Source organism: Candidatus Binatia bacterium, assembly GCA_036493895.1.
Taxonomy (GTDB): Bacteria; Desulfobacterota; Binatia; order UBA1149; family CAITLU01; genus DATNBU01.
Window position 1 is genome coordinate 1 of the sequence record DASXOZ010000022.1, and the last position, 25419, is coordinate 25419.

At 67.2% G+C, this 25419-nt stretch carries 21 protein-coding genes; 7 read left to right on the top strand and 14 right to left on the bottom strand.

Features of this window, described 5'->3' with window-relative positions; genetic code table 11:
- The coding region (locus VGK20_05815; protein ID HEY2773552.1) for a hypothetical protein at positions 1-856 on the top strand (856 nt) is incomplete at its 5' end.
- 69 nt (positions 857-925) lie between these two features.
- Here VGK20_05815 and VGK20_05820 read toward each other — a convergent pair.
- Positions 926-2122, bottom strand: a complete 1197-nt coding sequence (locus tag VGK20_05820; protein ID HEY2773553.1) for a glutathione S-transferase N-terminal domain-containing protein — start codon at positions 2120-2122, stop codon at positions 926-928.
- Between the two features lie 174 nt (positions 2123-2296).
- On the opposite strand from VGK20_05820, the gene VGK20_05825 reads away from it, so the two are divergent.
- Together VGK20_05825 and VGK20_05830 are read left to right on the top strand one after the other, a co-directional pair.
- Positions 2297-2770, top strand: coding sequence for an NfeD family protein (locus VGK20_05825; protein ID HEY2773554.1), 474 nt, complete (start codon positions 2297-2299; stop codon positions 2768-2770).
- 15 nt (positions 2771-2785) lie between these two features.
- The gene (locus VGK20_05830; GenBank protein HEY2773555.1) at positions 2786-3721 is read left to right on the top strand and encodes an SPFH domain-containing protein; all 936 of its coding nucleotides are present in this window, start codon (positions 2786-2788) and stop codon (positions 3719-3721) included.
- Between the two features lie 112 nt (positions 3722-3833).
- On the opposite strand, the gene VGK20_05835 is transcribed toward VGK20_05830, so the two are convergent.
- The 4 genes from VGK20_05835 to VGK20_05850 all read right to left on the bottom strand — a co-directional run bounded on the left by VGK20_05835 (position 3834) and on the right by VGK20_05850 (position 10041).
- On the bottom strand, positions 3834-6467 hold the full coding sequence (locus tag VGK20_05835; protein HEY2773556.1) for a prolyl oligopeptidase family serine peptidase: 2634 nt from the start codon (positions 6465-6467) through the stop codon (positions 3834-3836).
- A gap of 467 nt (positions 6468-6934) precedes the next feature.
- Positions 6935-7963 (bottom strand): TauD/TfdA family dioxygenase, encoded by a 1029-nt coding sequence (locus VGK20_05840; GenBank protein HEY2773557.1) that lies wholly within the window; start codon positions 7961-7963, stop codon positions 6935-6937.
- 7 nt (positions 7964-7970) lie between these two features.
- Positions 7971-9701 carry an amidohydrolase family protein gene (locus tag VGK20_05845; protein HEY2773558.1) on the bottom strand — a complete coding sequence of 577 codons (1731 nt, stop codon included), beginning with the start codon at positions 9699-9701 and terminating at the stop codon, positions 7971-7973.
- A gap of 70 nt (positions 9702-9771) precedes the next feature.
- On the bottom strand, positions 9772-10041 hold the full coding sequence (locus tag VGK20_05850; GenBank protein ID HEY2773559.1) for a hypothetical protein: 270 nt from the start codon (positions 10039-10041) through the stop codon (positions 9772-9774).
- 133 nt (positions 10042-10174) lie between these two features.
- On the opposite strand from VGK20_05850, the gene VGK20_05855 reads away from it, so the two are divergent.
- Entirely contained in the window at positions 10175-11404 is a 1230-nt protein-coding gene (locus tag VGK20_05855; protein HEY2773560.1) for a CaiB/BaiF CoA-transferase family protein, read from the top strand.
- Complete coding sequence (locus tag VGK20_05860; protein HEY2773561.1) at positions 11401-12174, top strand: enoyl-CoA hydratase-related protein; 774 nt, start codon at positions 11401-11403, stop codon at positions 12172-12174. Before VGK20_05855 ends, VGK20_05860 begins: the two co-directional genes overlap by 4 nt.
- Before the next feature lie 2 nt (positions 12175-12176).
- On the opposite strand, the gene VGK20_05865 is transcribed toward VGK20_05860, so the two are convergent.
- From VGK20_05865 to VGK20_05880, 4 genes are read right to left on the bottom strand one after another with little or no spacing between them, the layout of a single operon-like run.
- Positions 12177-13445 carry a sulfotransferase gene (locus VGK20_05865; protein HEY2773562.1) on the bottom strand — a complete coding sequence of 423 codons (1269 nt, stop codon included), beginning with the start codon at positions 13443-13445 and terminating at the stop codon, positions 12177-12179.
- 4 nt (positions 13446-13449) lie between these two features.
- Positions 13450-14565 (bottom strand): DUF1214 domain-containing protein, encoded by a 1116-nt coding sequence (locus VGK20_05870; GenBank protein ID HEY2773563.1) that lies wholly within the window; start codon positions 14563-14565, stop codon positions 13450-13452.
- On the bottom strand, positions 14562-15539 hold the full coding sequence (locus VGK20_05875; protein ID HEY2773564.1) for an SDR family NAD(P)-dependent oxidoreductase: 978 nt from the start codon (positions 15537-15539) through the stop codon (positions 14562-14564). Before VGK20_05875 ends, VGK20_05870 begins: the two co-directional genes overlap by 4 nt.
- Positions 15536-15982 carry an SRPBCC domain-containing protein gene (locus VGK20_05880; GenBank protein HEY2773565.1) on the bottom strand — a complete coding sequence of 149 codons (447 nt, stop codon included), beginning with the start codon at positions 15980-15982 and terminating at the stop codon, positions 15536-15538. The genes VGK20_05875 and VGK20_05880 overlap by 4 nt, the downstream gene beginning before the upstream one ends.
- 180 nt (positions 15983-16162) lie before the next feature.
- Between VGK20_05880 and VGK20_05885 the strand changes: the two genes are divergently transcribed.
- Entirely contained in the window at positions 16163-17368 is a 1206-nt protein-coding gene (locus tag VGK20_05885) for an acyl-CoA dehydrogenase family protein (protein ID HEY2773566.1), read from the top strand.
- 67 nt (positions 17369-17435) lie between these two features.
- On the top strand, positions 17436-18578 hold the full coding sequence (locus VGK20_05890) for an acyl-CoA dehydrogenase family protein (protein ID HEY2773567.1): 1143 nt from the start codon (positions 17436-17438) through the stop codon (positions 18576-18578).
- A gap of 66 nt (positions 18579-18644) precedes the next feature.
- On the opposite strand, the gene VGK20_05895 is transcribed toward VGK20_05890, so the two are convergent.
- The 5 genes from VGK20_05895 to VGK20_05915 all read right to left on the bottom strand — a co-directional run bounded on the left by VGK20_05895 (position 18645) and on the right by VGK20_05915 (position 25308).
- The gene (locus VGK20_05895) at positions 18645-20651 is read right to left on the bottom strand and encodes a sulfatase (GenBank protein ID HEY2773568.1); all 2007 of its coding nucleotides are present in this window, start codon (positions 20649-20651) and stop codon (positions 18645-18647) included.
- Between the two features lie 17 nt (positions 20652-20668).
- Positions 20669-22486 (bottom strand): glycosyltransferase family 39 protein, encoded by a 1818-nt coding sequence (locus tag VGK20_05900; protein HEY2773569.1) that lies wholly within the window; start codon positions 22484-22486, stop codon positions 20669-20671.
- A 96-nt stretch (positions 22487-22582) separates the two neighbouring features.
- Complete coding sequence (locus VGK20_05905; protein ID HEY2773570.1) at positions 22583-23563, bottom strand: aldolase/citrate lyase family protein; 981 nt, start codon at positions 23561-23563, stop codon at positions 22583-22585.
- Between the two features lie 202 nt (positions 23564-23765).
- On the bottom strand, positions 23766-24632 hold the full coding sequence (metF, locus tag VGK20_05910) for a methylenetetrahydrofolate reductase [NAD(P)H] (protein HEY2773571.1): 867 nt from the start codon (positions 24630-24632) through the stop codon (positions 23766-23768).
- A gap of 19 nt (positions 24633-24651) precedes the next feature.
- Positions 24652-25308 (bottom strand): peptidylprolyl isomerase, encoded by a 657-nt coding sequence (locus VGK20_05915; GenBank protein HEY2773572.1) that lies wholly within the window; start codon positions 25306-25308, stop codon positions 24652-24654.
- Between the last annotated feature and the right edge of the window lie 111 nt (positions 25309-25419).

Consider the following 25419-nt stretch of genomic DNA (forward strand, 5'->3'; position numbering starts at 1 on the left):
CAGACAGGTGCAAGCCGCGGGTATGGCGGAGGCGAAGGATTTCCTCGCCGCCCATCCGCTGCGCTACGTGGTCGCGCCCGCCGCCCTGATCGCCGGAACCACGCTCGCGTACGTGATCTGGCAGGAACAGGAGCCGACGCGCTGGATCAACTTCCTCTTCACGGTGTGGCTGCTGTGGCACTACCAGAGGCAGAACTGGGGAGTGCATTCGTTCGTGACGCGGGTCGTCAGCCACGGGTCGGCCACCACGATCGAAGAATGGATCCTGCGCCTGGCGGTGGTGGGCGGCATCATCGGCGGAATCCGCAGCGCACACTTCGGTGCGGGCACGGAGCTCGAACAGTGGGCGGCCCCGGCGTTTGCGATGGGTACGCTGATCACCGCGGTTATACCCGTCCTTCTTGTCATTGCGGTTGCCCGCGTCGCAGCGCTTCGCGAGGCGCCGCTGCGTCTGGCGTCGCTGCTCATGGGGGCCTGCTTCTTCCTTCCCGTGTTCTTGTTCGACGATCCGAAGAGCGCGGTGGCAACCTATGCGCTTGCCCACGGTCTTCAGTACCAGGTCTTCATGTCGTACGTGGCACGCTCGACGTCCGCGCCGACACCTCCGGCATCGCGTCCTGTAAGGCCTGGCCTGATCACGCTCACCGCGTGCCTCGTCGCCGTCGGATACTTCCTCAAGCAGGGTGGAGACTACGGGCTCATGCAGAAGTGGCACCTGCTGCCGGTGTTCGGGCTGACCCTCGGCGCGACGATGGCGCACTTCGTGATCGACGCCGGCATCTGGAGGCTGCGCGACGAGTTTCCGCGACGCTACATCGGCGCCGCGTTTCCTTTCCTTCCGCGCCGCGCCGGGTAAGTCGCGCCTCCCGGCGCGGTCAGCAGCCGCTCCGTCAGATGCCGTCAGCCGCTGCGCCGCCAGGCGCCGTCAAATCGAAAAGGACCCGAATAGCGCGTCCAGATCGCGCGCCGACGCCACTGCTTCGACCTGCTTCTTTTCGTCGCCTGCAAGTGCGCTCCAGCGCGCGCACAGGTCGCGCCACGAACGCGCCTGGAAGCTCTTGGCAACACTGCGGAACCGGTGCCCCAGAATCTGCCCGTCGTACAGGTTCCTGCCGGCGTCGAACGCTTTTTCATTGAAGAGGCGATCCCTGCGCTCCTGCGCCTCTCGGACGGCTGCGGCGTTCTGCTGCATCAGCGGCACGAAGGTTTCGAGGATCGTGCGAAGCAGCGGCCCGAGCGCATCGTCGATCGCGAGTGTCCCTTCGCTCGAGGCATGCCGTCCGTCGCGGATCGATTCCAGCCATCGAGCTGTCCTCGGCGCGAGCGCCTGAAGTCGGCGCGCAGCAAGCGAGTCGGTAAGGTTCATCGAGAGCTGTCCGTACGCGCTGGCATCGGCGATGGTGAAGCACTGGCCGAGCAGGAACGGCCGATGCGCAAGGATCTCCTCGATCGCGCAGAGATAACGTTCCCACGAACGCTCGAGCAGCTCGTGCGTAGGCGGGAACCCTTTGCGCGACGGAGGCGTCAGGGCGGCGGGCACTCCCGTCATTGCGAATCCCTGCGGCGCGACGCTGAACAGGTAGGGAAGGCGCCGCACCTGGCGGCGCGCGAACCAGCGCGCAAAGGGCGTTTCGATTCCCGGCGGCAGAAGGCGGGAATATTCGCGCGCGAGGCGCCGCCCGGGCTCATCGTTGTCGGCAGCGGCCAGCTTCCACCGGTTGTGGTGGACCATGTAGAGGCCGTATTCGTCGAATGCCTCGTCGATGAGGCACGCGACGAAGCAGGCTGCGGGTTCCGCCGGGACCAGCGGCGCCCGCGTGCCTGGATGATGCTCGTCGAGCCACACGGCCAGCGCCGACGAATCGTAAAGAACATCGCCGTCGGCAGCGACGAGGAACGGTACGGCGGGATATTCGTCGAGAGGATCGTTCGCAGGGGGCCGCAGCGCGCTGCGCCGGCGGACGGCACGGCTGACGGAGCCGGCCGTTCGCAGGTTTTCGAGGCGGCTGCCGTCGCGGGGCAGCCGGCGCCACGGCACTCCATGGAATGCCAGCATCGACTCGAGCTTGAGCAGGAACGGCGACAGTTCGGGTCCCCAGACGATCAGAGGGCTCGCGGCCACGGCGCGACCGTGCCTGAAAGGCGAAACACTCGCCACTGCCGGCATGCCTGCGGCATCGGCGTCGCGGTCTGCCGGGAGCGTGCGGGTGGCTTCGCCGGCCGCGACGCCGGCCGGTCAGCGTCTTGCACCGCGCCCGCCAGTGCTTAATGAATAGAACGCGGGGAGGAATACGCGATGTTCTGGGTCTGGCTCCTGCTCGGGGTGGTCCTGGTCTTCTTCGAGCTTCACCATCTTGCGTTTTACGCGATGTTCGTCGCCGCCGGCGCTTTCGGCGCCGCAGTGGTTGCGGCCGTCGATCCGTCGGCCACGACGCTGCAGGGAATCGTCTTCGTTTCGGTCGCGGTCGCGGGGGTTGCGGCTGTTCGCCCTTACGTCAGCAAGGCATACGAGCGGCGCCACCCGGGCGGCGAAGGGGTGCGCGGCGTGCATGGTGGATTTGTCGGGCAGCGTGCCTTCACTCTCGACGTGGTCGGCGATACGCGTGACGTGGGTCACGTGCAGTTGGCCGGCGAGCGCTGGCTCGCGATCTGCAAGGGTGGGGATAGAATCCCGCCAGATACTGCAGTTGTTGTCGCGGCCGTCGAAGGCACGACGTTCGTCGTGGTTCCGGAGCAGGAGTACCTGGCGGCGGGCGCACAGATCCGCTGACGAAAGGAATCAGTCATGGAATTTCCGATTGGCCTCATGGTTCTCGGCGTCCTGGTTCTCCTGCTGCTGGCCGGGTTCGGCCAGATGGTCAACATCATCCAGCAGGGCGAGGTTGGTGTCGTCAAGCGGCTCGGACAGTACCGCAAGACGCACGGGCCTGGCCTTGTCCTCATCGCGCCGTTCATTGACGACTTGCAGCGCGTCGACATGCGCGAGTTCCCGCGGCCGGGTGATCGCCAGGAAGTCATCACGAAAGACAACGTCGTCGTCACCGTCAATGCGACGATCTTCACGCAAGTCGTCGATGCCAAGGCGGCGTTGTTCAGCGTCGCCAATTTCGATATCGGCATCGATGCGCTGGCGCGCACGGCGTTGCGCTCCGTCATCGGTACGATGACGCTCGACCAGGCGCTGTCCGAGCGCGAGCGCATCAACACCGACGTCCAGCAGCAGATGGAAGTCGTCACGGACAAGTGGGGCATCCGCATCAGCCGCATCGAGATCGTCGAGATCGCGCCGCCGCCCAACATCCTGCAGGCGCTTGCGCTCGAAAAGCAGGCCGACCAGGAAAAGCGCGCGAGCATCCTGCAGTCGCAGGGACGCCAGCAGTCGGCCATCAACGTTGCCGAGGGCGATGCCCAGGCCAACATCCGCAAGGCCGAAGGCGAGAAGCAGGCTGCGATCCTGCGCGCAGAAGGCAATCGCCAGGCGGCCATCCTGGAGGCCGAAGGACGTTCGCAGGCGATCCGGGCCGTGTACGGCGCAATCCTGGAGGCCAATCCCGATCCTCGCGTCGTCGCGATTCTCCAGCTCGAGACGCTCGCAAAATTCGCCGACAGCGACAATGCCAAGCTGATCGTGCCCTACGAAAGCGCCGCGCTGCTCGGCGCCGCGCAATCGCTGCGCTCGGTGCTCGAAGCGGTCCCGCGACTGGAAGCAGGTGCGAAGTAGTGCGTTGGAACTCCCGGGATCACGTCCCCGGGCGCCGGCGGCCCAGTGGCCAGACTACTTGTGACTCGACCGAAACGGGGTCAGGCGCAGCCGCTGCCTGACCCCGTTTCGTTCAATTGCCCTTCGCCTTGAGATGTCCCGCATCGTTGCGAGTCGCGCTCGCAAAATCGCTCTCCCAGCATGGATCGTCGTTCGACTGGAGCTGGACGACCAGCGGTAGATTCGACGCCGGCAGAGGCGGGAGCTGGAGCAGCGCACCGTGTCCGTCGATGGCGATGCTCGCCTTGCCGTCATCGCCCGCCATCAGGCGCGCATCGGAAATTCCCGAAGGCTCGCCCGTCGCGCTCGCGAAAGTGAGCCCGCGCGATCCGCTCCGCCAGCAGGTGCCGGAAGCGCAGTCGTCGTTCGAGGGCAGCACGGCCTGGCTCAGCGCCTGGCCGTTGCCGTCATAAACGCACAGCGCGTAACTCGTCGACGCCGTCGGCTCGCCGAAATCGGTGGCCGTCGTGGCCTCGCCGGCCAGCCATTTCCAGGCGAGACGCGCCTGTCCGGGCACGGCGCCCGAAGCGATCGAAAGTCGCGCGGCTCCGGTCTTCACGCTGCGCCTGCAGTCGCTTCGCGGCCCGACGTCGCAGCCGCCGGACGAAGCGATCGTATAGGTGTGAGCTCCGGCGGAGACGGGGATCTGGACGCCGTCGCGATCGACGACTGCGCCTGCCAGCGGCGCATCGTCCTCGGTCACCGTCGCCGACGAAGGGAAGGATCCGTCCATGGCTAGCGTCGAATCGGCGTCGCTGGTCGAATGGATGACCAGCGTTCGCCCCGGGTGAAGCGACGCGCGCGCGACATCGATGCGCACCGACGACAGGTTTGTCAGCGCAAGATCGAGGATGTTCTCGACGGGAATCGCCGGCGGGTCGCCCCAACTGCGGTTTACTTCCGCGTAAGAGAGCGGAGCGACGACGCCTGCGCCGTTTCCGGCAGTGCTCGAAGGGTCGCCGAGCCCGAAGCCGTGGCTGATCGCGTCCACGACGCCTTTGGCAGTCGAACCGGAGGACACGTCGGCCACACGCACGCCGGAGACCCAGTACGCATGGTCGTGCACGAGCCCGAGCGTCGTATCGTCGGCGCCCGGCACGTACGCGAACGTCACGTGAGGCGGATTGCGGTCGACTTTCGCGTCGCCGAGGAAATCGGCTGCCATCGGGTAGTTGTCGACGAGCGCGAGCGCCAGGTGGTCGCACGGCGCGAACACGAGGAAGCGGAAGCGATAGCCGAGCTGGTCGAAGCCCTGGATCCCGTATTCGGGCGCACCGAGATTCTGCGCGCGCGGACCGACCAGCGGCACCAGCTCATCGGTGCTCGCCGCAAGGTTGAGGTACGGAAGGTTGCGCGCGTTCTCGAGCCACAGGTTGGTCAGCGTCGCATCGGCGGTCTGCAGCGTGGTGCCGAAATCGTCGCCGCGGTAGCTGCCGGTCGGAGGCGCCGGCGGAATCCAGATGCCTTCGCCCGGCGGACCCACCTGCGAGAACGCCTTCGCGAACAGGTCCGGATACAGCGTGCCGAGGCGGTAGGTCGCGTAGCCGCCCATCGAGTAGCCGCTGATCGCCATGCGGTCGGGATCCAGCGTGAAGTGCGACGCCACGTCGTTCCACATCTCGAAGACGTCGTACTCGGCCTCGTGCTCGTACCAGCCGTCGTCGCCGCGCGACAGCGACGTGGCGACCAGGCTGCCGCGCTGCTCGCCGATCTGCTGCGTCATGTTGGTGCCGTTGTACTGCCAGTAGTGCTCGGACAACGAGTGCAGGTTCAGCAGGAACGGCGCCTTCGTGCCCGGCACGTAGGTCGTCGGAACGTACAGCGAATAGGGCTGCAGCTGGCCGAGATAGCCGGGGAAGCTGTTGAGGTCGCGACCCTCGCCGACGTGAAGGCGGCTTGCGAACATGCGCACCGTGGTGCCGCTCGCCGGCACCGTCGTCGAATTGGCGTGCGAGTCGAGGGCATCGAAGTCGATGTCGTGGGCGTACGTGGTCGGCGCGTGGTTGCGGATCGCAACGGCCTGGCCTGCATCGGGTGGAACGTCGGAGGACAGCACCGCCTCGTCGAAGCGGAACGCGAGGTTGTAGATGCCCGACGGCAGCGGATCGAGAGGCCCGGCGCCGCCGCCCTGGGTTGCCGACGCGGTGATCGTCGGCTTCAGCCATCCTCCGCTCGCCGAATCGTGGAGGCCGGTTGCGAGCGTGGTGCGCCAGGTACCGTGAGGGTCGGAGACGCTGCGCGGAACGACTGCCGTGATCTGGTTGGCTTCCAGGTCCACCGTCACGATGACGGGCGTCGTGACCACGCCGGTCGCGGTCAGGCGCGAGTATTCGCCGCCGGTTCCCCAGACCGTCAGCACTTCGTCGGTGCCGGGGAAGGTCGCGCCGGGATCGCGCGGCAATGTGGAGAAGCCGGTTGCCGTGTTGCGGTCGGTGTCGAAGGCAACGGCGATGATCGTCGTATCGGCGACCAGCAGCGTGTTCAGCGTGAAGCGGTAGGCGACGTCGACCGGGGTCGGCGCGATGCGGAACTCGACGAGGTCGGCCGCGTTGTTGCCGTAACGGCCGAAGTCGGAAGGGTAGGTGACGTCGCCGGTCATCTCCGACAGGGGCTCGGCGCCTTTGCCGTCGGTGTCGCTGCCGTAGTCGTCGTAGAGGAAGTCCTGGTACAGGTACTCGCCGTCGACGTAGGCCTCGTTCCCCGACACGAGCAGCGGCGGGGCTTTGAAGCGGGGGTCGCGGTTCTCGAGCTGGGGGGCCGGCGGGGCCGGGGCGTAGAGGACGTCGGGGCCGGGGCGAGCACCGCTTCGGACAGATGGCAGGGAGTCTTCCGGCAGGCCGGCCGCTGCCCGGGTCGCAAGCAAGGCCAGCGCGGCAGATGCAAAGCAAAACGCGAAATACGTTTTGGAATTACTTGATTTTACGGCCGAACGCGTAGGGCGGATGTGGGCGACGAACAAGGCCATGGCTTGCTCCCCGTAGAACGGCCGAAACGTCGCCCACCGCGAGCCGGCCTTATCTACAATGATGTTTGCAAGCTACCGTAGCGCCCCTCGCGACGCCCCGCAAGACGTTTGGGGTCAGGCACCACAGGAATGGGGTCAGGCACCAGAGGAATAGCGCCAGGCACCAGCGCGCCGCAAGCACCGGCGCACCGGTCCCTGTCCCGAATTTCTCAGCTTCCGTGCGCAGCGGGTACGGGGATGCGGCTGACGGTGCGGTTGCGGCCCCAGTGATGGCCGGCCGTGTTCTCGAAGAACGTCGGTCGCTGCGCGAGCACGCGGGTTTCCAGCCAGAGACGCTTCAGATGGCGCACGGCACCGCCGGTCCTGTCGTCGCAGTACGCAGTGCGGCCGTGCAGCACGTGGAAGTTATTGATGAACTGCATGTCGCCCGGCCTCAGCTCCATCGCCACGTGGTGGCGCGGCTCGTTGGCCATGGCATCCATCGTCGAGAGGGCTTCGCGTGCCCGCGGCGTGAGCCTCGGCGCATCGGCATGGCGCTGGGACGCGAGGATGTACGGAAGGATGCAGCGCACGAACAGGCGCCCGTCCATTTCGGTGAACACCGGCAATGCGTACCAGGCCTGGTGGCCCGGGATCTGTTCTCCGCGGTAGTCGTACGGCTGGGGCTCGTACAATTCGGCAGCAAGCTCGGGATGCTCGCGCACGAGGCGGTTGTGGATGGCCACCGAGTTCGCGATCGTCGAAAGGCCTCCGGAGATTCCGTTCTCGAGGCACATCAGTCCGACCAGATCGGAGCCGTCGCAGTGGAAGGGCAGCGCCATGCCGCCGATCTCGTTGCCTCGTGCCGTAGGGTCGTCGTAGGTCTTGCCCTGGTCGGTGACGTCACCGAGCATGTGCCCGTGCTTGTTCTGGGGCCAAGGCGTTCCCAGGTGCATGCCGATTCCCCAGTACAGCATTTCCATTTCGCCCTGGGTGTAGCGATGCCGGTCGATGCCGCGGAGGCGCACGAAGCCGCGCCCGCCGATCAGCTCGCGCTCGATGCGCGCCAGGCGCGAGGCCAGCACGGGGAGCGGAAATTCCTCGCGCGAGATGTCGAGGACGTCTTCGGAGACCGTCAGGGCGAGGCGCAGCGCCGAGTCGAGCTCGTCGAGCTCGGCCGCCGTAAACGTCTCGGTCCACAGCGATTCGTCGGCAACGTCGTCGGCCAGCCATTCGCAGCTTCGTTCGAGTGGTCTCATCGCATCCTCAAGCCGAAGGCGCCGATCTCGGTCCGCGCACGAGGCGGCCAGGCAGCGCGCTGGTGGGCTGGCCATCCACGTAGGTGACCTCGCCGGAGACGATTGCGTAGCGGTAGCCTTCGACTTTCTGCATCAGGCGGCCGCCGCCGGCCGGAAGGTCGCGAACGATGCGCGGCGCGCGAAGGCGCAGCCGGTCGTAGTCGATGATGTTGACGTCCGCCTTGAATCCGCGCGCGAGCACGCCGCGGTCGCAGAGGCCGACGGCGCGCGCCGTGTCGCGAGTGTGCCATTGAATCACCGTTTCGACGGGAAGACGCGCGCCGCGGCGCCGGTCGCGGGTCCAGTGCGTCAGCATGTGGGTCGGAAAGCTCGCATCGCAGATCGTGCCGAGGTGCGCGCCGCCGTCGCCGAGCCCGAGCACGGTGTCGGGATGCTGCATCATCGCGAGCGACGCCTCGAGCGATCCCTCCGAATAATTGAGGAACGGGAAGTACAGCAGCGCGTGCCCGCCGTCCTCGAGCATGCGGTCGTAGGCGTACGCTGCAGCTCCCACGCCGTCGCGTGCGGCCCGAGCTGCGATGCTGCACTCGGGCTCCTGCTCGTAATCGGGCGGATCGCCGAGCAGGAAGATCTTGTCGAACTGCATCAGCATCTTCGCGCCGGCGCTGAACCGCCCGGCCTCGACGTCAGCCAGGATCAGCTCGCGCATCTCCGGCCGCGCCATCTCGGCAAGGCGCTCGGCAAGCGCAAGTCCGGCCAGGCGGCGGTAGCTTTCGCAGCCGACGAAAGGATTGAGCGTGGCTTCGAACCCGAGCATCAGGCCGACGGGGCGCCCCGCGACCTGCGCGAGAAGCGGCAGCCCCTGCTCGGCGAGCGAATGAATCCACGCGAGCACGAGGCGCCATGCATCGGGATTCTGGTCGGCCTGGGCAAGCGACACTGAAAGCGGTCGTCCGGAGCTGCGGCACAGCCCTTCGAGCAGCGCCAGCTCCTGGGCCGTATCGCGAAAATCGGTGACGAACTGCAGCACGCCGGCGCCGGCCGCCTTCAGCCCCGACGCGATTCCGGCAAGCTCGCCCGCGGCAGCGGTCAGTGTCGGGGTGGGCTTTCCGTCGCTGGTGCGGTGGTTGACAGTGCGCGACGAGCTGAAACCGAGCGCTCCGGCTTCGATCGCTTCGCGCGCAAGACGCGCCATCTCGGCGATCTCGTCATCGGTCGCGTCCTCGAGGCGCGCCGCGCGCTCGCCCATCACATAGACGCGAAGGGGTGCATGAGGCAGCTGGGCGGCAAGATCGATGTCGTGGCGCCTGGCCTCGACGGCATCGAGGAACTGCGGAAACGTCTCCCAGTTCCAGGCCAATCCTTCGTCGAGCACGACGCCGGGAATGTCCTCGACGCCTTCCATCAGCCTGATCAACAGCGAGTGGTGTTCGGGTCGGCACGGCGCGAAGCCGACACCGCAGTTGCCCATGACCGCGGTGGTGACTCCGTGCCACGACGTCGGCGCGATCCTGTCGTCCCATGTGGCCTGGCCGTCGTAGTGCGTGTGGATGTCGACGAAACCCGGGGTGACGAGAAGGCCGCGTGCGTCGATCTCTTCACGTCCGCTGCCGGCGACTGTCCCGACTTCGGCGATGACGCCGCCTGCGATCGCGAGGTCCGCTTCCCGCGAAGCGGCGCCGGTGCCGTCGACGACGGTTCCGCCGCGAATCACGAGGTCCCAGTGCTTGCCGGTCATGTCGAACGAGCTTGCTATCCCGCCTTGCCGAAGTCCAGCCCGGCGCACGCGGGGCTCCGCAGCCTGCTAGCTAGACCCTGCCGTCGCAGCGATCGATGCAGAACTGCCGCGTGAGGAAGTAGCGGTGGTCGGTGCCATAGACGTCCTCGCACTTGCGGCGGCACCGTTCTTCCTCGTCGTGGGGCGCAGTCATGCGGTCCGCGTCCAGGCTGTATGTCTGCGTCATTGCGTAGGAGAAGAGCAGGATGCCCCAGACCCACACCGGCACCGCCGGAATGACGAACATCGCCAGCGAGATCACGCACATTGCGGCCAACGTAAGGACAAAGTCGAAGGACATGGAATCTCGGCCGGGCCCCGCATCCGGACGATACGCCGCCGCTGCCGCGGCACGCAAGCGCGGGCAAGCACAGGCAAGCGCAGGCAAGCGCAGGATGGAGGTGTTTTGCCCGGCGTCCTGCTAGCCTGAACGAATGAGTGACGACTCGGCTAACGCGACTTCCCGCGCGCGGGCAGCGCAGGTGCCCGCCGCCGGCGGGCCCCTGGCCGGACTGAAGGTCCTCGACTGCACCCACGTCATTGCCGGCGCCTGGTGCTCGATGCTGCTGGCGGACCTCGGGGCCGACGTCGTCAAGATCGAGCCCCCGTCGGGCGAGGTGACGCGCGGCCGCCTCGGCGATTTTCGCGCTTACGATTTCATCAACCGCAACAAGAGGGCCATCGCCGTCGACTTCGGCAATCCGCAGGGCGTGGCGACGCTCCATCGCCTGGCTGCCGGCGCCGACGTGTGGGTCGAGAACTATCGGCCGGGCACCCTGGATCGCGCCGGCCTCGGCTTCGAAGCCCTGTCGGCGATTCACCCGGGGCTCATCTATTGTTCGATCTCCGGTTTCGGCCACGACGGGCCGTATCGCGAGCGCGGCGGCTTCGATCTGGTTGCGCAGGCGATGAGCGGAGTGATGAGCTTCGTCGGCCAGCCTGGCGCCGAGCCGTCGTCGACCGGAGTTCCGATCGCCGATCTCAACGCCGGAACGTTCGCAGCGCTCGGCGTTCTCGCGGCGCTCGCCCACCGACACAAGAGCGGCGAAGGGCAGCACGTCGAGACGACGCTGCTCGAATCGGCGCTGGCCTATACCGTCTGGGAAACGGGCCTCTACTTGACGCTCGGCGAAGTGTCGAGGCCTGCCGGCTCCCGCCACCGCCTTGCGGCTCCGTACGAAGCGCTTCGCACCGCCGACGGCTCCGTCGTCGTCGGCGTCAACAACCAGAAACTGTGGCAACGCTTCTGCACCGCGATCGGCGCAGAGGAGCTTCGCGAAGATCCGCGCTTCGAGAACAATTTCGTTCGCATCGTCCACCGCGAAGAGCTGAGGAGCGAGATCGAGCGTCGTCTCGCGTCGGCGTCGAGCGAGCATTGGATCTCGCGATTTGTCGAGAACGACGTTCCGTGCGGTCCGATCCTCCGCATCGACGAAGCGCTCGAGGATCCCCAGGTCGCCGCGCGCGGTGTCGTCGTGCGGGTAGGGGACCGGCAGTTTCTCGGAAGTCCGATCCATCTGTCGCGCACGCCGACTTCGGTCTCGCGAGGTCCGGCCGAGGTTGGCGAGCACACGCGCCAGGTGCTGCTCGAATCGGGGTTTGCCGGCGCCGAAGTCGAGGCGCTGCTCGAAAGCGGAGCGGTCGCCGAAGGGAGAAAACCGTGAGCGGTACCGTGCACTGCAGCCGTCCCCTCGAACACGTGATGCTGCTGGAGATCGACAATCCGCCGCGCAACACGCTCGGTCGAGCGATGCGCGAGCAGATGCGCGGCCACCTTCACGCAGCGGACGCCGATTTCACCGTGCGGGCCGTCGTCGTCTCGGGGCGCGGCAAGGCGTTCTGCAGCGGGGACGACTTGCGTGAAGAGCTCGAGGCCCTCGGAGAGCGCGGCAGCCGCGGCGGCAACCTGCTCGATTTCGCGTCACTGCTCGAGCAGGTCGAGCAGCTTCGCGTGCCGGTCGTCGCGGCGATCGGCGGCTGGTGCGTCGGCGGCGGCGTCGAGCTGGCTCTTTGTTGCGACGTGCGCATCGCATCGACGCAGGCGCGCTTCGTCTGTGCAGGCGTCAACGTCGGCTTGATGGCCTCGGCCTATCGCCTGCCTCGCCTGATCGGGCTCGGGCCGGCGCGCCACCTGCTGCTGACCGGTTCGCCGGCCGATGTCGCCTGGGCCCGCGCCTGCGGGCTCGTCACGGCCGTGCACGCGGACGACGAGCTGGCCGGCGAGGCGCTCGTGATCGCTGCTCGCATCGCATCGCGCGCCCCTCTGTCGGTCGAAGCAAGCAAACGCGTTTCGGGGCTCGCGCTCGACCTCGATCCCGAAAAGGGACGCGAGGCCCAGGGCCGCGAGCTCGCGACGCTGCTGCAGAGCAGCGATCACGTCGAGGCGGTGCGGGCCTTTCTCGAAAAACGCGACCCGAAGTTCACGCGCAGCTGAGCTCAGCCTGCCGAGCCTTCGTGGCGAACGCCGAAACGCTGGCGATAGCGCGCCAGCAGCGGCTCGATGCCGGCGGCCGAAAGCCCGAAATCGCCGAGCGAGTAGCGGTGGGTGCCGTACTTGTGCTGCGGGTTGCCTTCCCTCGTCGTCTGCATGCGCCCGCGCACCGGCGTGGTGAAAGGCAGGCCGAGCCGGTCGTAGAGAGCCTGCACCGTCGGCAGCGGGTCGCCGATCAGGTCGTAATACGACACATCGACGAAACCTTCGTCGGCAGCCGCCTCGCGCACGTCGAGGCTGCGCTCGAGCATGCGCCCGATCTTGCGCGACCAGTGGGCGCCCACTTCGCGTGCATCGACATCGTCGCTGAAGATCCCGCGCCCGTGCCAGACCATGCTGCAGAACGACGCCAGCGTGCGCGTGGGATCGCGGTGCGTCTGCACGACGCGAACGCCGGGGAATACGCGCCGGAGCACGTCGAGGTACTCGAGGTGATGCGGCGTCTTGAGCACGAATCGGCGCGGCCCGTGCTGGTGCGCGAGCACGCGAAGCAGCAGCGCGAAGTAGCAGTACGCTTCGGTGTGGTCCTGGGCCTCGAGCCAGGCGGCATACGTCGGAACGTGCAGGGTCGCCTCGGGCGTCGTGCTCATGAACGCGTAGTCGAGAAGAAGCACGTCTTCCTCGGGCGCGTCCGCCTCGGCCGGATGGATGGCGAAGAAGGCCGGCGCCATGTATGCGAGCGCCTTTTCGCCGAAGCGTGCGCGATAGATACGCGGATCGGTGGCGAGCAGCGAGCGGCCGCCGGGAACCGGATCGAGCCCTTCCCAGGATAGGACCGGGCGAAGCTGTGGATCGCTCGCCATCAGGCGATGCAGCATCGTCGTGCCGGTGCGCTGCAGCCCGGCAATGACGACCGGCGGCTCGAGCTCGATCTCGCGGGCCTCGGGATGGTCGGCCAGGTAGCGGTGCACGCGCAGCCGTGTAGCGAGCGCGCCGACGAGGCGCGTCTTGGTGATCATCGCGCCGACCGGATGCAGGCGGGCTTCGTCGTCGATCGACGTGCAAAGTACCGTCAGCGGCTCGCGAAACGACTCGTCGCCGAAGTCGCTGAGGCCGCTGCGCCGCCTTGCGGCGGCCACCAGCTCGTCGACGTCGAGGCGGGCGGCCCTGCCACGACGTGCAAGAAAGGAATTGAGCGCCGCGATCGCGCGCGGCCGATACGGCCTCGCGGTCGCGAGCGAGGTCTCGCCAGTGGCGACTGCCGCAGCGCTCATTGGATCAGCGCTCGAGATCGCGCAGCTTGACGACGCGGGTCGACGGCTCGGGCGCAGTGGCGGCGCGGACCCAGCGAAAGCACATCGTGCCGAAGGCGTGTCCGGCGGTGTCGAGCCAGTTGTCGACGCCCGGATCGCGGTGGGCAACGACGATCCGCAGACTTCCGTCGGGCCGCAGCCGTGCCGACGCCTTGTTGATGGTGATGCGGTGATAGCGGTAGTCGAGCGACTCCATCCACCAGTTGTTGAGCTGGAAGTTCCAGTACTCGCAGTCGGGCGGCGTCGCTTCGATCACCAGCGCTTCGTCGTCGGCCAGTACCCAGTGGCTGTGGTAGTACGCGATGTTGGGGTCGCCGCCGAACATCCGCGAAAGGTCGGGATCGAAGCGCGGGAGCCTGTTCGAATGCTGCTCGAAGCCGCGCGCCCAGCCGGGAAAGATCATCGCACAGGCGCCGACGAGGCTGGCCGCGCTGGCAAGGCCGGCGTCGATTGACGCGGTAGTGAGCGGCGCCGGCGCGGCGGGCCCGCCGATGCGCTCGAGCGTCAGCTCGGCGCGGGTTTCGCGGGCGCGGTCGAGGAACGTCTGGCGGATGATCAGCGTGCCGTAGCCTTCGCCGATCGGCAGCCAGTTTCCGGGTTTGCGCCTCGCGCTGAGGAACAGCTCGAAAGTGCCGTCAGGGCGGATCTCCAGGTCCTTGGCTTCGAGGAACCCGGCGGGCGGCATTCCTGCGCCCTGTCCGTAGTGACCGACCTGGGTCGCGATGCTGAGATAAGCCACGGTGCCGCGGCTGCCGTGCAGGCGGTATTCGTAGTCGCCGTGCAGCGGTGCGTTCTCGTACCAATTGTCCGGATTGTCGGCGCCCATCTTGACGGTTTCGTGCACCGCGCGGCGCAGCACGGGAGCCATCGGATCGGAGAATTCGACGAACGTTTCGAGCGCGGCGCGCACGAGGCGCGTGAGGTAGCGGGTGCCTTCGGCGCGGCTCAGCGGATCGGCGGGCGTGTCGCTGGAAAAAATCGCGTCGCCGGCAGCAGCCAGTCTCTCGCAGAATTCCCGCCAGCTCGTGCCGTCGATCACCCGGCGGTCCTGTTCGGTTGTCGTCGTCGTCGTTTCGCTCATCGCGGCGATTGCTCCGGGCGGGGAAGGTGCGCGAGCAGCTCGCGGCTCGCGGCCAGCAGGCGCGCACCGACCTCGGCGTCCGCGCATGCCGGATCGGGGTCTTTCCTCGTCAGGATGTGCAGGTAACAGCCGGTCTGCTGTTCGAGATCCTTCGCGCAGGCGAGGTACTCGACGGTGGTCGCGGCGTCCTCGGGAGAACGGAAAAACGCAGACATCACGACGCCGAGCAGCGGTTTCATCCACGACGGCGCTTCGCGCGCGATGTCGCTGTTGACGGCGCCGGGACAGCACTGGTGCACGGCGGCGCGGCCGTCGAGCCGGCGTGCCAGGTGGCCGGCGTAGACGCTCATCAGCAGCTTGGTGTAGCCGTAGACACGCACGCCGGCGATGGGGCCGTACGGCTGGTAGTTGCCGAAATGGTCGAAATCGACCGGACCTGCGCCGCGATGCGTATCGCTGGAAACGAACACGATGCGGGGCAAGGGCGCCGCATCGGCGGACTGCGGAACTACGCCATCCGCAAGCAGGCGCTCGACGAGCGCGACGTTCGCCAGGAAATTTACCTGGAACATCAACTCCAGGCCCTGCGTCGTGCGTCTCGCCTCGCGCGGAACGATGCCGGCATTGAGAACGAGGAGGTCGACGCGCACGCCGTCACGAGCCAGCCCATCGCAAAGCGACGAGACGCTGTCGAGATCGGCAAGGTCGACCTGTCGCATTTCGACGGCGACCGATTCGCTGCGGCGGCGCACGATGTCGCCGGCTTCGGGGATGCCGCTGCGGCAGGCCATGATGACGCGGGCCCCTCGCCGGGCCAGTGCGACGCAGACCGCAAGGCCAAGGCCGCGGTTGGCTCCGGTCACGAGCGCCGTGCGTCCGTCGAGGCGCTCGTCACGGCGAAGCGGCGGCACCCGGCCCGCAGTGCTGCGCAGGTCGAGAAGTCCCTGCAACGTTGCGGAGAACGGATTCTTCATCTCGAAGCGGCCTGCGCGAGGCTCTCGCAGCGCACGACCAGGGCGTCGGTCATCGACGTGAATCCGTGTTCGAGGCGGGATCCGAGCAGCACCTGCACGAGGCCCGACATCCATCCCGAGAGCTCGAAGTGGGACGTGTACGACGTGCGCGCCGGCCCGATCGGTCGCAATTCGTGGCAGCGGCGACTCGTGATGGCCGACCCGGCCAGCCCGTAGCAGAAGCGCTCGCCGGCGACGTTCTCGAAGACCGTCTCGCGCTGGTTCTGCGAAAACCACGGGAACATCTGCACTTTCATGTCGATGGGATCGCCGGGTCTCAGGCTGGAGCGGCAACCTGGAACGAAAGGATTCCAGTCGGCGTAGGCGCCGAGGTCCGTCACGACGTTCCAGACGACGGAGACGGGGGCGGCGATCTCGCGTTCGAGGTGAATGACGACAGGCATGGGGCAGGGAATTAATACGGATCGCCCGCCAAGTGCGACCCCCGCTGTCCGGGACCGGTGATGGGCCGATTTGCGCAGGCGCGAAGACGCCCGCGGCCGACTTGCGCGGGTGCGAAGACGCCCGCGGCCGATGGCCCTACCCGCATTTTTCTTCCCGAAGCGCGCGGCTAGACTCGGCCGATGGGCGACATCGAGACCTTTCGACAGGAGACGCGGGCCTGGCTCGAGGCCAACTGCCCGGCGTCGATGCGCTTCGGTGCCAATGCGGGCGGCGGCAATCTTGCCGACGAGCTGGCCTGGGGCGGCAGGAAGGAGACTTACGCCAATCCGGAAACGAAGCTCTGGCTCGACCGCATGGCGTCGCGGGGCTGGACGGCACCGACCTGGCCAAAGCCATACGGCGGCGGAGGCCTGTCCAGGGAAGAGGCGAAGGTGCTGGCCGAGGAGATGCGCCGCATCCGCGCCAAGCCGCCGCTGATCGGGTTCGGACTTACGATGATCGGTCCCTTGCTGCTGCAGAGCGGCAATGAGGAGCAGAAGCTTCGCTTCCTTCCCGAGATCTGCCGCGGCGAGGTGCGCTGGTGCCAGGGCTATTCGGAGCCGGGCGCGGGCTCCGATCTTGCCGGACTGCAGACTCGCGGCGTGCGCGACGGCGACACGTGGACGATCAACGGCCAGAAAGTCTGGACGTCGTACGCCGACAAGGCCGACTGGATGTTCGTGCTCGTCCGTACCGAGTTCGAAAAACCCAAGCACGAAGGCATCACGTTCATGCTGATCGACATGGATCAGCCGGGAGTGACGGTAAAGCCGATCAAGCTCATCAGCGGCTACTCGCCGTTCTGCGAGACCTTCCTCGAGGATGCGCGCGTCGACCACGAGAACATCGTCGGCGGCATTGGCAACGGCTGGACGATGGCCAAGGCGCTGCTCGGCCACGAGCGCAGCATGATCAGCGAAGCGTTCAACGAGTCCGAGGAGCGCAACGAGCTGGTCGCGGCTGCGCGGCGCTACGTCGGCCAGGAAAACGGCGGTCGCATCCGCGACGGCGCGCTGCGCGACCGCATCTCCCAGCTGACGATGGACAAGACCTGCCTCGAGCTGACGCTGAAGCGCACCAAGGAAGCGGCCAAGCTCGGGCAGCAGCCCGGACCCGAGTCGTCGATCTTCAAGTACTATGCGACCGAGCTGAACAAGGAGCGCACGTCGCTGCTCGTCGGAATCCTCGGCCCGCAGGCGCTCGGCTGGGACGGCGAAGGCTTCGAGGGTGCGGAAATCGATGCGACGCGCAGCTGGCTGCGCGCACGCGGCAACTCGATCGAAGGCGGCACCTCGGAGGTCCAGCTCAACATCATCGCCAAGCGCGTGCTCGGGCTTCCCGACTGACACCGGGCAGCGCCGGCCTCCACGACCGAAGCAAGAACGGAATCAGGAATCCAAGCAGGAATTGAAGATGGGACTCGTCCTCACCGAAGACCAGCAGATGCTGAAATCCTCCGCCTCCGACTTCGTGCGCAACGAGTCGCCGGTCTCCCGTGTCCGCCACCTGCGCGACAGCGACGATCCCGTCGGCTACTCGCCGGAGCTCTGGGCGAAGATGGCGGCGCTCGGATGGCCGGCGATCCTCATTCCGGAGGATTGCGGCGGGCTCGGCATGGGCTACGTGGAGATGGCGTGCGTGCTCGAGGAGTGCGGGCGCGCGCTGGTGCCCGAACCGCTGCTTTCGACCGTGCTGCTCGGCGCCAACGCGATTCTTCTCGGGGGAAGCAGCGAGCAGAAAAAGACGCTGCTGCCGCCGGTGGCCGAAGGCTCGCGCACGATGGCGCTGGCATGGCAGGAAAAGGGCGCGCGCTACGACAGGACGGTTTCCGCCGCGCGCGCGGAGAAATCGGGGTCCGGGTGGCGGCTTCGTGGAGAAAAGACGCTGGTACTCGACGGCGCCAGCGCCGACCACATCGTGGTCATCGCACGAACCGCCGGCGCCGACTCCGATCGCGAGGGCTTGTCGATGTTCGTCGTCGACCGCGGCGCGCCGGGCCTTTCGGTCGTACCCCAAAAGACGATGCACCTGCGCGCCGCGGCCGTCGTGCGCCTGTCGGATGTCGAGGTGCCGGTTTCCGCCCTGGTCGGCGAACAAGGCAACGCCGCCGCGCTGCTCGACGACGTGCTCGACCGCGCCACTGTCGGCCTTTGCGCCGAGATGCTCGGCAACATGCGCACGACCTTCGAGATGACGCTCGACTACCTGAAGACGCGCAAGCAGTTCGGCGTCGTCATCGGGACGTTCCAGGCGCTGAAGCACCGGGCCGCGAAAGTCTTCGTCGAGCTCGAGTTGTCGCGCTCGGCCGTGCTCGGGGCCGCTACCGCGATCGACCAGGGTGCGAAGGATTCACGCGCCCTGGTGTCGGTCGCCAAGGCTCGCTGCTCGGATGCGGCGGTGCTGTGCGGATACGAAGGAATCCAGATGCACGGCGGCATCGGAATGACCGACGAGCACGACATCGGCCTGTACGTGAAACGGATGCGCGGCAACGAGATGACCTTCGGCGATGCCGCCTGGCACCGCGATCGCTTCGCGGCGATGCAGGGATTCTGAGGCTCGACGCGTATCCTCTCGTAGCGCGGCAACCATCACGGCAACCGCCATAGCCGCAGCGGCTGTTCAGTTGCCGACGTAGCCCAGCGACTTGAGGCGCTGCTTGGTCTCGGCATCGAGCTCGATCGACGAGCTGCCGCCCGACAGGGTCTCCGCTGCGCGGTGGGCCCTCCACCTCTCATTCAGCCATCCGGTCATCAGCTCGGCAGCCGTCGCGATCTGCGCGCGGCTTTGCCGCGCTTCGTCGTGCTGTTCGCCGGCGTCCCTGGCAAGGTCGTAATATTCGAACGGTCCCTTGCTCGGATGCGTGATCCGGTTGAAGTGCTGGATCGTCTTCGTCTGCAGGGTGCGACGCGAAACCTGCAGGTTGAAGCCGCGCTTGTCGTAGAAGTCGGAGTACACGGCGTCGCGTCGGGGTTTCTCGCCGCGGATCCATCCGATCAGGCTCTCGCCTTCGGCTTCCGGCGGCGGAGCGAGGCCGGCGGCGTCGAGCAGGGTGGGGAAGACGTCGAGCGTGCTCGCCTGCGTCTCGATCTTCTCGCCGGCATGCTCGCCGCCGGGAAGACGGATCGCGAACGGCACGTGCAGCACTTCGTCGTAAACCGTGCGGTGGTGGCCCTTGTTGCCGTGCTCGAAGAACTCGTCGCCGTGGTCGGCGACGATCATGACGAGAGTGTTGTCGAGCAGGCCTTTCTGCTTCAGGTGGTCGAGCACCAGGCCGACGTGCTCGTCGGTGAAGCGGATCTCGCCGTCGTAGAGCGCAATGACGTGGTCGAGGTCCCGTTTCGGCATCTGCGGGTTGATGTCGGGCCTCTCGATGAAGCGGCGTCCGTCGACGGTGCCGGTGTAGTCGGGATCGAACATCTTGTCGTAAGGCGGCGGCGGCACGTAGTCGTAGTGGATGTCGAAGTAGTGCAGGAACAGGAAGAACGGCCGGTCACTGCTCGTCTGGTCGATCCACGCAATGCCTTTCTCGTTGACGGCCGGAGACAGCACCGCGCTGCGGGCGTCGGCGCCCTTGATCGACGCACTCAGGTCGACATAGGTGTCCATGCCCCGGTCGTAACCGTAGTGTCCGTTGACGTAGGGCCCCGAAACGAAGCCCGCAGTGGCGTAGCCGGCGTCGTGGAAGATTTCGCCGAGGGTGGGCACCGCGCGCGGCAGCACGAGCGTGTCGACGACGACACCGTGGGCGAGCTGGGAGCGGCCGGTGAACATCGTCATGTGGGTCGGCAGCGTCCACGACGACGATGCGATGGCATTGGTGAAAAGGACGCTTTCCTTCGTGAAGCGATCGAAGCTCGGCGTGGTGTCGCGCTTGTAGCCGAACGCGCCGACGTGGTCGGCCCTCAGGCTGTCGAGCGAAATCAATATCACGTTGCGGTGGACCGCGCCGGCAGCTGCGTGCACCGCCGCTGCCGGTTGCGGCGGCGGCAGTGCTGGATGCGCCGTGACTGCGGCCCCCGCTGCCAGCGCCATTGCTGCCAGGCCTGCGCCGGAAAGGGCTCTCGAGCGTGCGACCATCGGAGCGATCGCCCACGCGATCGCCCCGGCCACCACCGAGACGACCGTTGCCAGCACCATGCCGTCGATCACGAGGCTGCGCGCGCGGAAGGCCATCTTGCCGACGCGGATGCCTTCGTCGAGGTTCATCGCGGGAATCGTCGCTGCGAGATGGACCGCGAGCGCGACCAGCGCCCACACGACGACGTCGCGGCGCAGCGAGCCGCGGCGACGAGGCAGCGCAGCGCACAGCAGCCCGCCCAGCGTTCCTGCAATCAGCGCGACCACGAGCGTGGACGGCAGCAGCGCCGAGAGCATGGACAATTTATCGCCGGCGCCGAGACCGGCGAAGCGATCGGGAAGGGCAGGAGCCCATTTCAGGAACCCGTCGCCGAACCAGCGGATCTTCGCGAGGAAATCGTAAGCCTGGTTCGGGAAGAACGCGTACGGCGCCAGCGTCTGCGTTCGCCAGAGCACGACGAAGGCTGCGATCTCGACGACCCAGGTGGTCGCCGTCAGCAGCAGCAGCGCGCCGAGGCAGCGCAGAAAGGCGGGGACTCTGGGTGCCATCGAAGCGCTGGTCTCTCTCAGTTGCCGGTGGGCGCAGCGGACGCAGCTTGCGCGGCGCTGGAAGCGGCCGCGTTCGCGTCCGGAGCGACGGAGGCGACGCGGCGGCGATAGATCGCGATCTCGGGGTTCAGGCTCTGGATCAGAGGCCGCGGGATCCAGGGGTCGACGACGAAGCGCGCCGCCTCTTCGTATCCGAGCTCGCCGGCGGTCAGCCGGCGCAGGAAATCGGAGTTCGCATCGCGCGAGTAGTTCATCACCTGGCCGCCGGCGCTCGTCTGTGCCGGTGAGTAGCCTTCGCCGGTGCCGCCGTCGTCCTGCCAGTCCTGCTTGTAGCGCACGGTGATGCCGGAAAGCCCGCTCGAGGAGACGACGACGAGGTCGGGGCGGCGCGCGGTGAACTGGTCGATGCCTCGCTGGTCGTAGTCGATCTCGTGCACGGCCAGTCCCTCGGGGAAACGCGGAAGGTATGCCCGATTCTGGTAAATTTCCACGTCCGGGTGCGCGCTCGCGGCTTCGGCGAGCCAGTGCTCGGCCGCGTAGCGGCCGTCGCCTGCCAGCATGCGGTCGACGTCCCAGCCGTACGCGAAAATCCACATCGCCAGGCCGGCAGCCACGGCCGCGCGCAAAGGGCGAAGCCTGCCCGGCCGCAACAGCTCGGCCAGCGCGATGCCCGCCATTGTTGCCAGGATCAGCGCCAGCGGCATCAGGTAGCGGATGCTCATCGACAGCATCGCGCGCACGCTGACGACGTAGTACGCCGCCGCGGCCGCCAGCAGCAGCGACGTCCACGCCGGACGACGCCGGATCGCAAGCACGAGCCCGGCGATGGCGAGCGCGACGACCGGCCACCCGACGCTGGCGACCAGCCGCGTCCATGCGGTGGAAAGCTGGGCAAGCTCTACCGCGGCGCCGCGGTTGCCGCCGAGCTCGATCGGGAAATAGTAGGGTGCGTACTGCAGCGCGATGTCCCGCGGCAGCGTCTGGGTCAGGAACCCGATGCGGCGCCAGAATCCGAGCGGGTTCCAGAACACCGCGTTGGCGATGACCATCGTCGCGGCGAAGGCGGCGGCCGCGACCACGCCTCCTCGCAGCCACGTCATCACGGGACGGCGTCCGGCGATGCTGACGGCGATGATCGCAACCGGAAGTCCGGCCAGGAAGCCGGCCACCAGCTCCTTGGTCGAGACGGAGCATGCACCGGCGATGCCGAGCAGCATCCACCAGCGCCTTTGCGCGTCTCCCTCGACGATCCGCACCGCTGCCACGAGGGCGAGCAGCATCCAGAAGATGTACGGCACTTCGACGTTGGTGGTCTGGGAGTAGAACACCATCGGGTAGGCCATCGTCGCCGCGAACGCCGCGCAGGCCGCTGCCGCGCGCCCGAAACTGCGCACGACGCTCGCGTAAATGAGCACCGCGCATCCGGCGCCCATCACGGCGCTGGCCGCGCGCCCGATCAGCGCGAGGGTGGACAGCGACGAGATCGGATCGCGCATGCCGAACGGATACTCCGACTGGAAGTGCATGATGCCGCCGACGGCCGTGAGCCATGCCAGGTACGGAAGGTAGAGCGCGCACAGCAGGAACGCGTGCAGCGGAGGATACTTGAACCAGAACCAGCCGTTGTTCGGGCGCGAGGCCAGCTCGTGCCACGCCACCGAGATCGGGGCGCTCGGCTTGAGCGCGTCGGCTGCCCACGTCTCGTCGCCGGCCGGCAGACCCCAGCCGAGCGCGCGAGTGTAGACGAACAGCGCGAACGCGAAGACGACGGCGGGAACGACGATGGAAAGCGGGTCGCGCTGCCAGCGCTCGCGGAGTGGATCGGCCAGGCGCATCAGGAAAACGCGAAGATCGGGGTTTCGCTCGGGCGGATCAAGGCTGCGCCGCAGGTCGCTTCATCGGTATCGCAGGGCAGGGGGCAACCGCAGGCGTCAGGCGAACCAGCGGCTCTCGGCGTCGCCGCCAAGCTCGGTGCCGGTCAGGCGCGCCTTCTGGACCACTTCCCAATAGTAACGATAGGTGGCGCGGTCGTGCAGGTGCCCGTCGTGCTGGATCGGACCCCAGTTCGAATCCTGGGCTGCCGTAAGGATCTCCACCGCGGCCTCGACCTCGCTGGTATCGGGCTTCATCGCGTCGACGATGGCCTGGATCTGGGTCGGATAGATCGACCACATGCGCAGGAAGCCGAACTCCTCGCGCGCGCGCCGCGCGTCCTCGAAGGTGGTGTATGCGCTCTTGAGGTCGAGCGTCACGTTATGGGACGGCACGACGCCGCTGCACATCGCGGCATGCACCATGCGTGCCTTCGCGTAGGACACTGCGCCGTGGTCGAACTGGCCCGGCGAGCGCATGCACGAAGCGGGGATCGCGCCGTGGAAACCCGAGATGAAATCCATCAGCCCGAAGTCGAGCACTTCGACCCACGGCAGCGCCGCGATCTCGTAGACGTCGCGCAGGGCACCGTGGGTTTCGATCAGGACGTGGATCGGAATCTCGCGGCGGACGCCGGCCTTCTTCGCCACCGACTGGATGTATTCGATCTGCTCGGCCGCCTGTTCGACGCGGGTAGGCTTGGGCAGCGTGAGGTAGGCGACCTCGTTGCCCGCGCCGGCGACGACGATGTCGACGTCCTGGCGCCACCAGCGGTTGTCGTGATCGTGGATGCGCACGCCGGTGCGGCCGAACTTGTTCGCCGCGGAGCGGGTCAGGTCGACGACCATCTCCGCGTGCTGGCGCTCCTGTCCCTGGCGCGCTCCGTCCTCGCAGTCCATCGAGACGTCGAAGATGCCGCCGAGAGCCTGCTGGTGTTCGAGGGCCTTGGTGATGAGCTTCTCATTGCCGGCGAAGTGCTCGCAGACATTGACGATCGGGAAACGCTTCTCGCCGGAGAACAGCGCCTCGTTCGGATGGATCCGCGTGCTCGTCTCGGTCTGGGTACTCGTCCCGCTCAATCTGCTCGTCCTGCTCGACTTGCTCGACTTGCTCGTCTCGTTCCCGTCCCCGGGAGGACGTCGTGACACTACGCGAAGGCTCGAATCTGGTCTGCGCGGCAATCGCAGTCAACCGTCCGTAAGAGCGTGGATCCCTGGCTGCGCAAGCGCGCAAACGCGCGATTCAGCGCCGCAGCGCCGTCAGGATGTCGCGCGTCGCCCGCGAGCGGTTCAGCGTGTAGAAATGCACGCCCGGCGCGCCGCGCTCGAGAAGGTCGCGGCACTGCGCGGTGGTGTGGCGGATGCTCAGCTCTTCGATCTTGTCCGGATCGTCGCGCCACGGCCCGAGAATGGCGTGCAGGTCGCGCGGGATCGTCGCACCGCAGCGCTGCGTGAACCTCTCGATCTGCGACAGGTTGGTGATCGGCATGATGCCGGCAAGGACCGGCACGCCGATCCCTGCAGCACGGGCGCGGGCGACGAAGTCGAAATACGCCCGGTTGTCGAAGAAGAGCTGCGTGATCAGGAAGTCGACGCCCGCGTCGACCTTTGCCTTCAGGTGCTCGAGGTCGCTGTCGAACGAGACGGCCTCGAGGTGCTTTTCCGGATAGCAGGCACCGGCGACACAAAAGGGCCGGTTCTCGTCGCGGATGTGCGCCACGAGCTCGCTTGCGTACGACAGCCCGTCCGGGTGCGGCTCGAACGTCGCTTCTCCCTGGGGCGGATCGCCGCGGAGCGCAATGATGTTCTCGATGCCGGAGTCTTCGAGGCGGTCGAGCACGGCGCTCAGCTCGCCGCGTGACGCGCCGACGCAGGTAAGGTGCGCCATTGCGACCAGGTGCAGATCTCGCTGGATGTAGCCGACGAGCTCGACCGTACGGTCGCGGGTGCTGCCGCCGGCGCCGTACGTCACCGACACGAAGTCCGGCGCGAGCGGCCTCAGCTCGGCCAGCGTATCGAGAAGGGCTCGGTCGCCGGCCTCGGTCCTCGGCGGGAAGAACTCGAAAGAAAAAACCGGTGTCCCCCGCCCAAGCAGGGAAGCGATCTGCATGGCCTGGTGCCGCCGGGCCTCAGCCCTTCCTCTTGATCGACTCGATGATCACGTCGTCCTGGGGCCGGTCCGAGAAGACGCCGGGCTGCTTGTTGCCCTTGGGCGCATTGGCAATGGCATCGACGACGTCCATCCCCGACGTAACCTTGCCGAACACGCAGTAGCCGTAGAGCTGCGGCGTGTCGTTCTTGTAGTCGAGGAACGCGTTGTCGGCGTGGTTGATGAAGAACTGGGAAGTTGCCGAGTCGACCACCGCCGTGCGCGCCATCGCAATGGTGCCGCGCGTGTTCTTGAGTCCGTTGTTCGCCTCGTTCTTGACGGGCGGACGCGTCGGCTTCTGCTGGCCGTCGGGCGTGAAGCCGCCCCCCTGGACCATGAAGTCCTTGATGACCCGGTGGAAGATCGTGCCGTCGTAGAAGCCGGCATCGACGTAGTCGAGGAAGTTCTTGACGGTGGCCGGCGCCTTGTCCGGATTGAGCTCGACCTCGACCGTGCCCTTGTTCGTCTTGATGACGACCATCGGGCCGGCGACGGCAGGCGGGGCGGCTTTGGGTGCCGCTCCGGTTCCGGCGCCTTTCGAGCATCCCGACAAAGGAGCGGCGGCAACGATGAGGACGGCCGCGGCAGCGACGAGGCGCGCGGCAAAACGCGAGGAAGCGGGGACGAAAGGGGTCATCCGTGGTCTCCTGGGAGTGACTGGGGCCGCTACATTCGCGGGCGGCGCGCGACGGCGCGGCCTGCGACGCGACGAGTGGGACGCGAGGCTACCACGCACGTCGCGGACGCG

Excerpts from the sequence above, each read along its gene's own strand:
- VGK20_05830 (HEY2773555.1), top strand. The coding sequence starts at position 2,786 with ATGGAATTTCCGATTGGCCTCATGGTTCTCGGCGTCCTGGTTCTCCTG.
- VGK20_05865 (HEY2773562.1), bottom strand. The coding sequence starts at position 13,445 with ATGAGCGCTGCGGCAGTCGCCACTGGCGAGACCTCGCTCGCGACCGCG.
- VGK20_05850 (HEY2773559.1), bottom strand. The coding sequence starts at position 10,041 with ATGTCCTTCGACTTTGTCCTTACGTTGGCCGCAATGTGCGTGATCTCG.
- VGK20_05880 (HEY2773565.1), bottom strand. The coding sequence starts at position 15,982 with ATGCCTGTCGTCATTCACCTCGAACGCGAGATCGCCGCCCCCGTCTCC.
- metF (HEY2773571.1), bottom strand. The coding sequence starts at position 24,632 with ATGCAGATCGCTTCCCTGCTTGGGCGGGGGACACCGGTTTTTTCTTTC.
- VGK20_05825 (HEY2773554.1), top strand. The coding sequence starts at position 2,297 with ATGTTCTGGGTCTGGCTCCTGCTCGGGGTGGTCCTGGTCTTCTTCGAG.
- VGK20_05840 (HEY2773557.1), bottom strand. The coding sequence starts at position 7,963 with ATGAGACCACTCGAACGAAGCTGCGAATGGCTGGCCGACGACGTTGCC.
- VGK20_05915 (HEY2773572.1), bottom strand. The coding sequence starts at position 25,308 with ATGACCCCTTTCGTCCCCGCTTCCTCGCGTTTTGCCGCGCGCCTCGTC.
- VGK20_05855 (HEY2773560.1), top strand. The coding sequence starts at position 10,175 with ATGAGTGACGACTCGGCTAACGCGACTTCCCGCGCGCGGGCAGCGCAG.
- VGK20_05870 (HEY2773563.1), bottom strand. The coding sequence starts at position 14,565 with ATGAGCGAAACGACGACGACGACAACCGAACAGGACCGCCGGGTGATC.
- VGK20_05875 (HEY2773564.1), bottom strand. The coding sequence starts at position 15,539 with ATGAAGAATCCGTTCTCCGCAACGTTGCAGGGACTTCTCGACCTGCGC.
- VGK20_05900 (HEY2773569.1), bottom strand. The coding sequence starts at position 22,486 with ATGCGCCTGGCCGATCCACTCCGCGAGCGCTGGCAGCGCGACCCGCTT.
- VGK20_05890 (HEY2773567.1), top strand. The coding sequence starts at position 17,436 with ATGGGACTCGTCCTCACCGAAGACCAGCAGATGCTGAAATCCTCCGCC.
- VGK20_05885 (HEY2773566.1), top strand. The coding sequence starts at position 16,163 with ATGGGCGACATCGAGACCTTTCGACAGGAGACGCGGGCCTGGCTCGAG.
- VGK20_05895 (HEY2773568.1), bottom strand. The coding sequence starts at position 20,651 with ATGGCACCCAGAGTCCCCGCCTTTCTGCGCTGCCTCGGCGCGCTGCTG.
- VGK20_05845 (HEY2773558.1), bottom strand. The coding sequence starts at position 9,701 with ATGACCGGCAAGCACTGGGACCTCGTGATTCGCGGCGGAACCGTCGTC.